Origin of the sequence: Achromobacter veterisilvae (assembly GCF_900496975.1) — a bacterium.
Classification (GTDB): Bacteria; Pseudomonadota; Gammaproteobacteria; order Burkholderiales; family Burkholderiaceae_B; genus Achromobacter; species Achromobacter veterisilvae.
On the sequence record NZ_UFQC01000052.1, the window covers coordinates 26,660 to 37,915 of the forward strand.

Annotated in this window: 15 protein-coding genes; 8 read left to right on the forward strand and 7 right to left on the reverse strand. The window is 69.1% G+C overall.

Annotated features, from left to right (window positions below; translation table 11 throughout):
- Positions 1–141 precede the first annotated feature (141 nt).
- Positions 142–495, reverse strand: coding sequence for a YciI family protein (locus AVE30378_RS29430; RefSeq protein ID WP_129246295.1), 354 nt, complete (start codon positions 493–495; stop codon positions 142–144).
- A gap of 103 nt (positions 496–598) precedes the next feature.
- Positions 599–868 (reverse strand): hypothetical protein, encoded by a 270-nt coding sequence (locus AVE30378_RS29435; RefSeq protein ID WP_129246297.1) that lies wholly within the window; start codon positions 866–868, stop codon positions 599–601.
- Positions 869–1,107: 239 nt separating this feature from the next.
- Here AVE30378_RS29435 and AVE30378_RS29440 point away from each other — a divergent pair, with 239 nt between their 5' ends.
- From AVE30378_RS29440 to AVE30378_RS29465, 6 genes are all read left to right on the forward strand, one after another.
- A complete protein-coding gene (locus AVE30378_RS29440) occupies positions 1,108–2,136 on the forward strand; it encodes an acyl-CoA dehydrogenase family protein (protein ID WP_129246299.1) in 1,029 nt (342 codons plus the stop codon).
- A complete protein-coding gene (locus AVE30378_RS29445; RefSeq protein ID WP_129246301.1) occupies positions 2,124–2,753 on the forward strand; it encodes a class I SAM-dependent methyltransferase in 630 nt (209 codons plus the stop codon). Before AVE30378_RS29440 ends, AVE30378_RS29445 begins: the two co-directional genes overlap by 13 nt.
- The gene (locus AVE30378_RS29450; protein ID WP_129246303.1) at positions 2,725–3,387 is read left to right on the forward strand and encodes a glycosyltransferase family 2 protein; all 663 of its coding nucleotides are present in this window, start codon (positions 2,725–2,727) and stop codon (positions 3,385–3,387) included. The genes AVE30378_RS29445 and AVE30378_RS29450 overlap by 29 nt, the downstream gene beginning before the upstream one ends.
- Positions 3,388–3,456: 69 nt before the next feature.
- A complete protein-coding gene (locus AVE30378_RS29455) occupies positions 3,457–3,906 on the forward strand; it encodes a bleomycin resistance protein (RefSeq protein ID WP_129246305.1) in 450 nt (149 codons plus the stop codon).
- A 69-nt stretch (positions 3,907–3,975) separates the two neighbouring features.
- Entirely contained in the window at positions 3,976–4,902 is a 927-nt protein-coding gene (locus tag AVE30378_RS29460; protein WP_129246307.1) for a bifunctional helix-turn-helix transcriptional regulator/GNAT family N-acetyltransferase, read from the forward strand.
- Positions 4,903–4,918: 16 nt separating this feature from the next.
- The gene (locus tag AVE30378_RS29465) at positions 4,919–5,803 is read left to right on the forward strand and encodes a DMT family transporter (protein WP_129246309.1); all 885 of its coding nucleotides are present in this window, start codon (positions 4,919–4,921) and stop codon (positions 5,801–5,803) included.
- A 20-nt stretch (positions 5,804–5,823) separates the two neighbouring features.
- Here AVE30378_RS29465 and AVE30378_RS29470 read toward each other — a convergent pair whose 3' ends face one another.
- Together AVE30378_RS29470 and AVE30378_RS29475 are read right to left on the reverse strand one after the other, a co-directional pair.
- On the reverse strand, positions 5,824–6,240 hold the full coding sequence (locus AVE30378_RS29470) for a VOC family protein (RefSeq protein ID WP_129246311.1): 417 nt from the start codon (positions 6,238–6,240) through the stop codon (positions 5,824–5,826).
- Positions 6,237–6,779, reverse strand: coding sequence for a helix-turn-helix domain-containing protein (locus tag AVE30378_RS29475; protein WP_129246313.1), 543 nt, complete (start codon positions 6,777–6,779; stop codon positions 6,237–6,239). Before AVE30378_RS29475 ends, AVE30378_RS29470 begins: the two co-directional genes overlap by 4 nt.
- Before the next feature lie 169 nt (positions 6,780–6,948).
- Between AVE30378_RS29475 and AVE30378_RS29480 the strand changes: the two genes are divergently transcribed.
- Positions 6,949–7,482: a DUF1697 domain-containing protein gene (locus AVE30378_RS29480; protein ID WP_129246315.1), complete on the forward strand. Its 534-nt coding sequence runs from the start codon at positions 6,949–6,951 to the stop codon at positions 7,480–7,482.
- Positions 7,483–7,521: 39 nt separating this feature from the next.
- On the opposite strand, the gene AVE30378_RS29485 is transcribed toward AVE30378_RS29480, so the two are convergent.
- The 3 genes from AVE30378_RS29485 to AVE30378_RS29495 all read right to left on the reverse strand — a co-directional run bounded on the left by AVE30378_RS29485 (position 7,522) and on the right by AVE30378_RS29495 (position 10,107).
- The gene (locus AVE30378_RS29485) at positions 7,522–8,496 is read right to left on the reverse strand and encodes an OmpA/MotB family protein (RefSeq protein ID WP_129246317.1); all 975 of its coding nucleotides are present in this window, start codon (positions 8,494–8,496) and stop codon (positions 7,522–7,524) included.
- Positions 8,493–9,368 carry a motility protein A gene (locus AVE30378_RS29490; RefSeq protein WP_129246319.1) on the reverse strand — a complete coding sequence of 292 codons (876 nt, stop codon included), beginning with the start codon at positions 9,366–9,368 and terminating at the stop codon, positions 8,493–8,495. The genes AVE30378_RS29485 and AVE30378_RS29490 overlap by 4 nt, the downstream gene beginning before the upstream one ends.
- A gap of 160 nt (positions 9,369–9,528) precedes the next feature.
- The gene (locus AVE30378_RS29495) at positions 9,529–10,107 is read right to left on the reverse strand and encodes a GNAT family N-acetyltransferase (protein ID WP_129246321.1); all 579 of its coding nucleotides are present in this window, start codon (positions 10,105–10,107) and stop codon (positions 9,529–9,531) included.
- 105 nt (positions 10,108–10,212) lie between these two features.
- Between AVE30378_RS29495 and AVE30378_RS29500 the strand changes: the two genes are divergently transcribed.
- A partial coding sequence (locus AVE30378_RS29500; RefSeq protein ID WP_129246323.1) for an NYN domain-containing protein occupies positions 10,213–11,256 on the forward strand: 1,044 nt, incomplete at its 3' end.

Consider the following 11,256-nt stretch of genomic DNA (forward strand, 5'->3'; position numbering starts at 1 on the left):
TCAGTCTCCTTGGGTCGGAAAACACAGCCCGCGGATTCCGGGGCTTGTACAGGCACGACGAACCGCGCCGCGCCGGATCGACAGGAAAACGGAGAACCTAGGGTAAATACCGATGCCGGGGCAGGGCCGCGCCTGCGGCGCCTACAGGAAGCACGGTCCGAGTTCCCGGACTTCCACCGTGGCCCAGCGGGCGGCAGGGCATTGCGCCGCCAGCGCCAATGCTTCTTCGCGCGTCTCGCAGGTCAGCAGGAAGAATCCCCCGATCATCTCCTTGGCCTCGGCGTAGGGGCCGTCCACCAGCGAACGCTCGCCGTCCCGGACCCGCAGCCGCACCGCTTCCGACTCCGACTTCAGCGATTCCGCGCGCGCCAGCAGCCCGCGCGACTTCAGGCCTTCGGCGTAGTCCACCATTTGCGCATAAGCCTCGCGGCCTTCCTCGGGCGTGCGCTGGGCGCGCTGGCCAACCGGTTCGACGATGAAAAGCAGATACGACATGGAATCTTCCTGTGCGGACGACGGATCGGGCCTGCCAGATTACCGCCAATCGCCGCCTGCCGGCCATCCCGGATCGCTGCGCGGAGAGGCGCCGCGGACGGCCTCAGTCCCGCCCGGGCTCGGACGAGGAGGCCGCGTGCGAGGCGTCGTTTTTCATGACGCCGCGCACGTTGAGGGCGGCCAGCCCCAGTTGCAGCGCGATGAGCGCATAGGCGCCATCGTGCCAGCCCCAGGCGATCCATAGCGCGTTGCTCGACAGGAACACCCAGAAGTCCGCATGCCGTTTGCCCATGCCGCGCGAGGCCACCAGCCAGGCGGCAGCCAGCGATGCCGCCATTGCCGGCCACTGCAGGAATTCCCATAGCGCGTCCATGCCGGCAGCCTGTCCGGGCTCAGGCCCGGCGCCCGTCCGGCCGGGCACGGTTCCCGGGCCGCGGCGGCCCGGCGTGAACGGAACGAGCAAGCGTCATCGGCGGTCTCCCAAGGCCAGTCCGGGTTGCGGTATTGCTCCCGAGGCGCCAGGGGGCCAGCAATCGTCGTGCCGGGCCGCCCAGCCGCGGACCGGGTACGCCGCTTGCTGGAACCGGGCCTCCTTCCCGACGCGCAGACGGCATGTCCTCACGAATCTTCTCGCCGCCCGGTTCCTCGGCCAGCCGCCTGGACGGGTTGCTGGCCGCCGCAAGCTGGCCGATCGACCCGGGCCGCGAATTGCGCGCCTTGGTGGATGCCGGGTGCGATAGCCTGCCCTTGCCCGGGTCCGGCGGCACGCTGGACCGTTGGCGCGCCTTCGCCCGGGTCGGCGCGGCCGATCTGGCGCTGGCCAAAGTGTTCGAAGGACACACCGACGCCCTGGCGATCCTTGCCGAACTGGGCGCTTCGCCGCTTGCGCCGCGCGGCAGCCGCTGGGGCGTGTGGTGCGCCGAACCGCCGAGGAACCGCGTGGCGATAGCCATCCGGCCGGGCGGCGGCGTGACGCTGCATGGGGTGAAGGCCTGGTGCTCGGGCGCGGCCTGCCTGACGCATGCCTTGGTCAGCGGCTGGGATGGCGAGGGCCGTCCTTGCCTGGCCGCCGTGTCCCTGCGGCAGGCCGGCGTGACGCTGGTGGACGCCGGCTGGAAAGCGGCGGGCATGGGCGCCGCCGCCACGGTGAATGTGCGGTTCGACCGCACGCCGGCAATCGCGGTCGGGGCGCCGAACGCGTACGTGGACAGGCCGGGTTTCCTGCATGGTGGCGCCGGGGTCGCGGCCTGTTGGTTCGGAGGAGTCACGCGCATCGCGCAGCGTCTGCGCGCCGGGGCGCCATCCGATCCGCACCGGCTGGCGCATCTGGGCGCCGTCGATATCGCGGTCGCCCAGGCGCGCGCCATGCTGCGCGACGCCGCGGACGCGATCGATGCCCGTCCGGCGGACCGCTGCGCGCTGGCCACGGCAAGAGCAAGACTGGCGACGGAGGCGGCGGCCGAGGAAGTGCTGCGTCGGGCCGGGCGCGCGCTGGGCGCGGGCCCGCTGTGCCATGAAGCGGCGTTCGCCCAGGCCGTGGCGGACCTGCCCCTGTTCATCCGGCAAAGCCACGCCGAGCGCGATCAGGCCGCGCATGGCGCAATCGTCGCCGGCCTTGCGGAGCCGCCATGGGCACTGTAGAGGAACATTTCGAACGGCTTTACCGGTCCCGGGAAGACCCCTGGGCGCTGCGCTCCAACTGGTATGAACGGCGCAAGCGCGAACTCCTGCTGGCCGCCTTGAGCCGCGAGCGCTACGCCCACGCCTTCGAGCCGGGCTGCGGCGAAGGCGACATGACGCTGCGTCTTGCGCAGCGCTGCGACCGGGTCTGCGCGGTCGACCTGTCCGGCACCGCCATCCGCCGCTGCAGGCGCCGCGTCGCCGCGCAGCGGTTGGACGGCGTGCAGGCGCTGACGCGGGACTTGCCCGCGCAATGGCCGGCGCATACGGAGGGCGCCTTCGATCTGGGCGTGCTGTCGGAATTCGGCTACTACCTGAACGATGCCGAAATGGCGCGGTTCCTGAGGTTGCTGGGGCGCAGCCTGCGCCCCGGCGCGGAGCTGGTGGCCTGCCATTGGCGGCGGGATTTTTCCGACCGCCGCCTTGCGACGGACGCGCTGCACGAGGCGATCGGGAGCCTGCCTGGCATGACGTGGCTCGTCCGCCACCGGGAACCGGAATTCAGGCTGGACAGTTGGCGCATGCAAACGGCGCGCGAAGGATGGGACGATGATCGGAATCTGCATACCCGCCCATGACGAAGAGCGCTACATCGCCGCCTGCCTGAGGTCCGCGACGGCCGCGGCCCGGCACCCGCTGCTGCGGGACGAGCCGGTGCAGATCGTGGTGGTCCTGGATATGTGCCGCGACCGGACGGCGCTGCTGGCGGCGGCATGGCCGGTGCGCTGCCTGGCGATACGCGCCCGTAATGTCGGCATTGCGCGGGCGGCCGGCGCCCGGCATTTGCTGGAAGCCGGCGCGCGCTGGCTGGCGTTTACCGATGCCGATACGCGCGTGTCGTCCCGCTGGCTGGTGGAACAGCTTTCGCTGAAGGCGGACGTGGTCTGCGGCACCGTGGGCGTGTCGGGCTGGGCCGCCCATGGCACGGAGGCCCACAAGGCGCGGCGCGGATTTTCCATGCACTACCAGGACCGGGACGGGCATCGCCACGTCCACGGCGCCAACCTCGGGATCGCCGCGCCCGCGTATCGCCGCGCCGGCGGATTCCGCGCGCTGGCCTGCAGCGAAGACCAGGCGCTGGTCGACAGGCTGCAGCGCGAAGGCTGCAGCATCGCCTGGAGCGCGCGCCCGAGGGTGACGACGAGCGCCCGGCCCTACTCGCGCATCGAAGGGGGCTTCGCCACGGCGCTGCGCACCTTCCAGGTCCTGTAGTATCCCGGCGGGCGCAACGACAGGACAACGGGCCGGACGCGTCCATCCCCGCAATGACAGGATGTGCAAATGAACCAGCAGGAACGCAATGCCGCTGCCTCCGAGGGCAGGACTCCCACGGGGGGCTTCGCGCCCCTGGTCCCCGAACTGGATGTCACCGATCTGGAGGCCAGCCTGGCCTTCTGGTGCGGCCTCCTGGGATTCGAAGTCGCCTATGCCCGGCGGGAAGCCGGTTTCGCCTATATCGAGCGCGGCCCGCTGCAGATCATGCTGTGCGAACTCAACGGCGCCTGGGAAACGGCCCCGTTGGAACGGCCTTTCGGGCGAGGCATCAATTTCCAGATGCAGGTGCCGGGCGTGGAGCCGATAGTGGCGGCCCTGGAGGGCGCCGGTTGGCCGCTGTTCCGTCCGATCGAGGAAAAACGCTACCGGGTGGGTTCGGGATGGTCCGCCTGCAAGGAATTCCTGGTGCAGGATCCGGACGGCTACTTGCTGAGGTTCGCGGCGGACGTGGCTTAGGGCGGGGTGCGCTTGAATACTTGCTAAAAGCAAGTAATAATATGCTTTAGGCAAGCATATGGAGCCGCCATGTCGGATCAAACGCTACACGACCGCGCCGAGGCGGTGCGGCGCTTCAACCGCTTCTACACGCGCCACATCGGGGTGCTGCACGAGCACCTGCTGGCCAGCGAGTTTTCCCTCACGGAAGTGCGCATTCTCTATGAACTGGCGCACCGGCCCGCCCTCAGCACGTCCGACCTCTGCCGGGAACTGAACCTCGACGCGGGCTATGTCAGCCGCGTGGTCTCGGGATTCGAGAAGAAGGGGCTGGTCGCCAAGACCCGGTCCGCCGAGGATGCCCGCGTCGGCCAGTTGGAACTGACCGAGGCGGGGCGCGCCGCGTTCGCGCCTCTCGATGACGCTTCCAGGAACGAAATCATCGCCGTCCTGAAGCAGCTTCCAGAGCCGGCGCAACAGCAACTGATCGACGCCATGAACGACATCCAGAATCTCCTGGGCGACAAGACGCCCGCGGGCTACGTGCTGCGCGACCCCGTGCCCGGCGACATGGGCCTGGTCGTGGCCAACCAGGCGGTGGTGTACGCCCGGGAATACGGCTGGAACGCCGAATACGAAGCGCTGGTGGCCGAGATCGTGGCCAAGTTCATTCGCGATTTCGACCGCGGCCGCGAACGCTGCTGGATTGCCGAGAAGGACGGCAAGATGGTCGGCTCGGTCTTCGTCGTGCGCCAGGACGAGACCACGGCGAAGCTGCGCCTGCTGTACGTCGACGCCGGCGCGCGCGGACTGGGCATCGGGCACCGGCTGGTGGACGAATGCCTGCGGTTCGCGAAACAGGCGGGCTACACGCGCATGATGCTGTGGACCAACAGCGTGCTGGTGGAGGCGCGCCGGATCTACGAGAAGGCCGGCTTCCAGTTGATCGAAGAAGAGAAGCACCGCAGTTTCGGCAAGGACCTGGTGGGACAGGTCTGGGCGCGCGATTTGTCGTGAACGGACCAGGCTGCCGATGCGCGATCCCGCCAAGGCGCTCTGCGCCGCCGCGCTCACCGGCATGCTGGTCGGCGCGGCCATGGTCTCCACCCGCACCGTCTCGGCCGATGCCACGCCCGAAACGCTCGCCTTCCTGCGTTACGCGATAGGGCTGGCGCTGCTCGCGCCGCCGGTGCTGCGGCGCTGGTCGGTGCGATTCGCGGCCAGGGATCTTTTCGCGGTGGCGGGCCTGGGCATTCTTCAGTTCGCGGTCCTGATGCTGTTGATGAATTACGCGCTTGCCCGGTTGCCGGCCGCGACCTGCGCCCTGGTGTTCTCCACGGTGCCGCTGCTGACGATGTGCCTTGCCGTCGGCACCGGGCGCGAGCGCTTCAGTTGGCCGCGAATGGCCGGCGCCGGCGTCGCGGTCATCGGCATTTTCCTGTTGCTCGCGCCGTCGGCGGCTCCCGCGGACGGGATGCGCGACGGCCGGGCCTGGGCCGCGCTGCTGGGGGCGACGGCGCTCGGGGCCGCATGCAGCCTGTTGTACCGCCCCTATCTCAAGCGATACCCCGCGCTGTACGTCAGCGCCTTCGCGATGTTCGTCTCTGTCGTGTTCCTGGCGGGGGCCTGCCTGGCCAGCGGCGCGGCGCTGGCGCCCCGCCTGTCGGCCGTGCAGTGGGCCAACGTCGTCTTCATCGGGCTTTCCAGCGGCGCGGGCTATTTCTGCCTGCTGTGGGCGCTGGGCCGCCTCGACGCCAGCCGCGTGATGGCGTTCCAGGCGCTGGCCCCCATCACCGCCGTGGTCATCGAGCTGCTGGGCGCTTCCTATCCGCCGACCTGGCGCCTCGCGGGCGCCTTCGTCCTGGTGCTGTCGGGCGTCTGGTTCGGCATGCGTGACCGCCGCGAGGCGAAACCGTAGCCGTGGCTCGTTCCCGGGGTTCAGGCCGTGTCCCGCGGGGCCTGGATCATCTTCCACCCATTGCCGGCCGGATCGCGGAATCCCGCGTCTACGCTGCCGTAGCGCTCGATCGGCTCCTGGGTGAATTCGACGCCGGCGGCCTTCAGCCGGGCATGGCTGTCCCGGCAATCGGACACATGAAGGACCAGCGGCGGCATGGCGCCCTTTGCCACCATGGCAAGCAGGGTCCGGGCGGTGGCCTCGTCGTGGATGGGCGGGCCGGGCGTGAACAGGCCGAGCTGGAACGAGGGCTGCTCCGGATGCTGGACCGTAAGCCACCGGTAGGGCCCGTTGCGCACGTCGGTGTGGACGCGGAATCCGAGCTTCCCGACATAGAACGCCAGCGCCTCGTCCTGATCGTCGACATACGCGCCCACCACATTGATTCCTGGGTTCATAAGACCTCCTGGGTTGATGGCGGGACTGTACCTTCCGCCATGCGGCGGCGCTTCTCCAAAACTGCGATGTCGAGATCGGGGCGCTGCGCGGCTTTCAGGACGCAGGCGGGGATCCGGCCGAACTGATGGCCGGCGGCCTGCGCCTCCCGGCGCATGGCGCCGGGGCTGCGGCCCGTGATGTCGCGGAAGATCCGGCCGAACGTGCCCAGGCTTTCCCATCCCGTGGCGTAGGCGATTTCCGTGACACTCATTCCGGTATCCCGCAGCAGGCCGATGGCCTGCTCGATGCGGCGCGTCAGCAGATAGCGATGCGGCGGGATGCCGAAGGCCTGCTTGAACGAGCGGGCGAAATGGGCTTCGGAGACGCTGCTGACCGCGGCCAGGCGTTCCACGGGCCAGGCCTCGTGCGAGGCGGCGTCCATCCGGTCCTTGGCGCGCAGCAGACGGCGCAGCAAGCCAGGGGCCTGGAGCGGGCTGGCGCCGGGCGATGCGGAGGACGATGGGAGCGGCCGGGCGCCGCGGGCTTTGCGAGAGGTCATGGGTTTTTATACACCCGGCAGTCCAGGCCGCGGGACCGACACAGCGCAAAGTGCCAAGCGGGGTATCGAGGCCGGGGCCGTTTCAACGGGCGCCACCGGCGCTGATTGCCGCCGCGGCCTGTAAGATCCCAGGCTGGTTCCACCCGCGCGCCCCAGGCGGCCCGACTCCATGCAAACGAAGATCATCCTGCTGCGCGGCGTGATGCCGACCGGCAAGAACAAGGTGCTCATGGCGCCGCTGCGCGCCGCCCTGGAAGCGGCGGGCCTGGGCAATGTCAGAACCTACATCCAGAGCGGCAATGTCCTTGCCGCCACGGACCTGGCCCAGTCCGCCCTCGAAGCGCTGGTCCATGGCGTCATCGCGGACCATTTCGGCGGCGACATCAAGGTGCTGGCTCGCCCGGTCCGGTATTTCCAGCGGGCGCTGGACGGCAATCCGTTCAAGGGCGCCGACCCGGCCAAGCTCTATTTCACGCTGCTGGCCGGCCGGCCAGCGGACGGCCTGGTCGACTCGTTCCACGCGCTCGGGCACGCGCCCGACCGGGTGAGCGTCGTCGGCGACATGGCCTATGTGCTGTGCGCGACCAAGTACAGCGACCTGCGCGCCAATAACAATTTCATCGAGCGCAAGCTCCAGGTGCCCGCGACGACGCGCAATTTCAATACGCTTTCGAAGCTGGTCGAGTTGGGCGGGGCCGCCTGAGGCCCGGGGCGCCGGAACGCGCGTCCGGCGCTGGCCGGATCAGGACCGGGCCGCCGCCTTCGCCGCGGGTTTCCCGGCGCCGGCCGCGGGCGCCTGCGCCGCCTTCTGCGGCGCCGTGATGTCCATGATCAGTTCCACCCGCCGGTTGGCGGCGCGGCCGGCCGGGGTGTCGTTGGATTCGATCGGGCGCGTCTCGGCGTAGCCGACGGCGCGCAGGCGCTGGGCGGCGATGCCGTCGCGCACCAGTTCGCGCAGCACGCTGGTGGCGCGGCTGCTGGACAGTTCCCAATTGGACGCGAACTGGCGCGTCTGGATGGGGACCGGGTCGCTGTGGCCTTCGACGGAGACCTGGTAGTCGTTCTTGTTCAGGATGCCGGCCAGGCGCTTGATGACGTCCAGCCCGGTGGGGCTGAGGGTGGCCTGGCCCGAGGGGAACAGAAGCTCGTTGCTGATGCGGAAGCTGACGGACTGTTCGTTGATGATGACGTCCACCGAGTTGCCGAGGTCGGCCAGGCCCAGCGATTCCTTGGAGGGCGCGCGCAGCGCAGGAGCGGCCTCGGCGACGATTTCGCCGTCCTGGGCTGCTTGCGCGGGGGCTGCTGCTGCGGCGGCGGGCGGCGTTGCCGGGGCTGGCGGTTCGGCCCAACTGGCGGGAATGGCGACGGCGTCGAATTCCGAGTATTCGCCGTCATAGGCGGGCAGGCCGCTGGCGGCCAGGGTGCCGACCAGCTCCACGGGCTGTTCGCCGTGGCCGAAGGCCTGGCCGTGCAGGCGCGTGAGCGCCAGCAGGACGACCAGCAGGGCCAGCAGCAGGGTGATGAGATCCAGGTAGCTCAGCAGCCAGTTCTCGGAATCGTGCTCGACGGTTTCCTCGACGTGCCAGCGGGCGTAGCGGTCCTGGCGGCCGCTCTTGCTCTGGCGCCAACCGCCGTCGGCGGCCGCTTTCTGGGCGCGCAACTGGGCCTGGCGGGCCTTTTCGATCCGCTCTGCCAGGGTGGGGGAAATCAGGCTCATTGGCGCGCGGCGGCGGGGCGGGCGATGGAGACGGGCTGGACGGCGGGCTTGACCTGGCCTTCCGTCTTGGCCGGGGGCGTCTTCGGCTTGGCGGCGGCGCCGCCGTCGTAGATTTCGTCCTCGACGTGCATGACGAAGGAATTCAGGGTCTCGCGCACGACGGCGGGGCCGCGCTTCTCGCACATCATGGCGATGCCTTGCAGCACCATGTTCATGGACTCCACGCGCCTTGCGGTGCGGCGTTCCAGCTTCAGGGCGATGGGCTTGCAGACCAGGTTGGCCAGCAGGATGCCGTAGAAGGTGGTCATCAGGCCGATCGCCAGTTGCTGCCCGATCACCTGGATGCTGCCGTCGCCCAGCACCGACATCAGGTTGATCAGGCCGACCAGGGTGCCCAGCATGCCGAAGGCGGGCGCGAAGGTGGCCATGACGCGGAACATCTGGGCTTCGGCCTGTTCGCGGGCGCGCAGGCGCGCGACGCGCCATTGCAGCAGTTCGATGATCTGGTCTTCCGGGGTGTTGTCGATGATCAACTGCACGCCCGTGCGCAGGAAGGGGTTGGAGACCTTCTTGAGTTCCTCTTCGACCTTGCGGACGTCGGTGTTCATCCACAACTGGGCCATGGCGACCAGTTCGTCGATGTCGCGCTGCTGGTCGTGCTGGTCGTTGCGGAAGACGGTGCGCACCAGCTTGAAGACGCGTATCACCTCGGACAGGGGATAGGCGATGAACAGGGCGGCGCAGGTGCCGCCCAGCACGATGGCCAGGCCCGGGAGGTTGAGGTAAAGGCCGGGGTCGGTGGCGGCCAGCGCCACGACGATGACCACGGTGAGCAGGCCGACGGCGGCGCCGATGACGGTAGACGGATTCATGGATCTTGCCCGATAACGAAGGCATTCCGTGCGCGGAATGCCGGATTTTCGGGAATTCTAGCCAGGACCGGCGCCGATCAATCGGCCGGAAAGCGGGGCGAAAAGGGCGGTAAGCGCCGGCTTGGCTGGGACCCCGGGGCGGGAGGAAAACGGGGCCGGGTCAGCCGGCGGCCGGCTTGCGCGGGTGGCGGGCGATCCATTCCTCGCGGGTGATCTCCCAGATCTCGGTGGGCAGCCGTCCGCTGACGTAGCCGCGCTCTTCCGTCCCGACCAGGCGCATGCCGCCGCGCACGGAGATGTTGCGCGAGGCGGTGTTGGCGACGGCCTTGGGGGCGCGCAGCACGGGCTTGCCCAGCACCTCGAACCAATAGGCGGTGGCGGCTTCGCTGGCCTCGGTCATGTAGCCGCGGCCGCGATGGGCGGGGTCCAGCCAGAACCCTCGGTTGTTGGCGGGATCGTCGTCCATCAGGCTGACGATGCCGATCAGGCGGTCCGGCTCCGCCCGGGTGCGGATGGACCAATGCCACTGCGCGCCCCGGCGCATGGCGGGGATCGCCACCTGTTCGAGGTAGGCGCGGGCCCCGTCCGGGGGATAGGGCCAGGGCACCTGGTCGGCCAGGAAGCGCACCACTTCCCATTGCGGGAAAATGCGCTGGATGGCCTCGGCGTCCTGGGTGCACAGGGGCGGGAGGACGAGGCGGTCGGTGGCGAGCGCGGGGGGAAAAAGATCGTCGGGCAAGGGGAGCGGGGCGGCGGCGCCTGGGTGGATCGACGGATATGTATATCATGGGCGACATATGGCGGCGTCTCGCCCGGCCGCCGCCACCGAACTGGAGAACAAAACATGAACAACCCCAACGAAAGCGTCAGCATGGCGCTCTTCTGCGATTTCGAGAACGTGGCGCTGGGCGTGCGCGACACCAAGTTCCACAAGTTCGACATCCGGCCCGTGCTGGAACGCCTGCTGCTCAAGGGCAGCATCGTCGTCAAGAAAGCCTATTGCGACTGGGAACGCTACAAGGAATTCAAGGCCCCCATGCACGAGGCCAATTTCGAGCTGATCGAGATTCCCCACGTGCGCCAGTCGGGCAAGAATTCGGCCGATATCCGGCTGGTCGTGGACGCGCTGGATTTCTGCTACACCAAGTCCCACGTCAATACGTTCGTGATCATCAGCGGCGATTCCGACTTTTCGCCGCTGGTGTCCAAACTGCGCGAGAACAACAAGAAGGTGATCGGGGTGGGCGTGAAGCAGTCCACTTCGGACCTGCTGATCGCCAACTGCGACGAATTCATTTTCTACGACGACCTGGCGCGCGAAGGCCAGCGGGCCGCCGATGCCCGGCGCGACAATCGCGGCGCCAGCGGCGCCCAGCGCCGCACGCCGGACGAAGAGCGCCGCCGCAAGGAAGAGCTGGAGGCGCGCAAGACCCAGGCGGTCGAGATGGTGGTCGAGACCTTCGATGCGCTGGTGTCCGAACGCGGCGACAGCGGCAAGATCTGGGCTTCGGCCCTGAAGGATGCGCTCAAGCGCCGCCGGCCGGATTTCAACGAATCCTATTACGGTTTCCGCGCATTCGGAAACCTGCTGGAAGAAGCGCAGTCGCGCGGCTTGCTGGAGGTGGGGCGCGAAGAAAACGCCGGCACCTATGTGTACCGCGACAGCACGGACGGCGCGCCGTCCGCGAACCGCGCCGCCGGCAACAACGGCGGATCCCGTTCCGCGCCGGCTCGCCAGCCGGCGGCGGCCGAGGCCGACGACGCGCCGGAAGCCGGCGCGGCCCAGGAAGAATCCCGGTCGCGGTCCGCCCGCAAGACCCGCGGCGGCCGCAAGTCGGGCGGCGCGGGGAGGGGCAGCCAGCCTGCCGAGTCGAGCGCGGCGGAAGAG

Excerpts from the sequence above, each read along its gene's own strand:
- AVE30378_RS29485 (WP_129246317.1), bottom strand. The coding sequence starts at position 8,496 with ATGAGCCTGATTTCCCCCACCCTGGCAGAGCGGATCGAAAAGGCCCGC.
- AVE30378_RS29445 (WP_129246301.1), top strand. The coding sequence starts at position 2,124 with ATGGGCACTGTAGAGGAACATTTCGAACGGCTTTACCGGTCCCGGGAA.
- AVE30378_RS29430 (WP_129246295.1), bottom strand. The coding sequence starts at position 495 with ATGTCGTATCTGCTTTTCATCGTCGAACCGGTTGGCCAGCGCGCCCAG.
- AVE30378_RS29440 (WP_129246299.1), top strand. The coding sequence starts at position 1,108 with ATGTCCTCACGAATCTTCTCGCCGCCCGGTTCCTCGGCCAGCCGCCTG.
- AVE30378_RS29455 (WP_129246305.1), top strand. The coding sequence starts at position 3,457 with ATGAACCAGCAGGAACGCAATGCCGCTGCCTCCGAGGGCAGGACTCCC.
- AVE30378_RS29475 (WP_129246313.1), bottom strand. The coding sequence starts at position 6,779 with ATGACCTCTCGCAAAGCCCGCGGCGCCCGGCCGCTCCCATCGTCCTCC.
- AVE30378_RS29465 (WP_129246309.1), top strand. The coding sequence starts at position 4,919 with ATGCGCGATCCCGCCAAGGCGCTCTGCGCCGCCGCGCTCACCGGCATG.
- AVE30378_RS29470 (WP_129246311.1), bottom strand. The coding sequence starts at position 6,240 with ATGAACCCAGGAATCAATGTGGTGGGCGCGTATGTCGACGATCAGGAC.
- AVE30378_RS29435 (WP_129246297.1), bottom strand. The coding sequence starts at position 868 with ATGGACGCGCTATGGGAATTCCTGCAGTGGCCGGCAATGGCGGCATCG.
- AVE30378_RS29490 (WP_129246319.1), bottom strand. The coding sequence starts at position 9,368 with ATGAATCCGTCTACCGTCATCGGCGCCGCCGTCGGCCTGCTCACCGTG.
- AVE30378_RS29450 (WP_129246303.1), top strand. The coding sequence starts at position 2,725 with ATGATCGGAATCTGCATACCCGCCCATGACGAAGAGCGCTACATCGCC.
- AVE30378_RS29460 (WP_129246307.1), top strand. The coding sequence starts at position 3,976 with ATGTCGGATCAAACGCTACACGACCGCGCCGAGGCGGTGCGGCGCTTC.
- AVE30378_RS29480 (WP_129246315.1), top strand. The coding sequence starts at position 6,949 with ATGCAAACGAAGATCATCCTGCTGCGCGGCGTGATGCCGACCGGCAAG.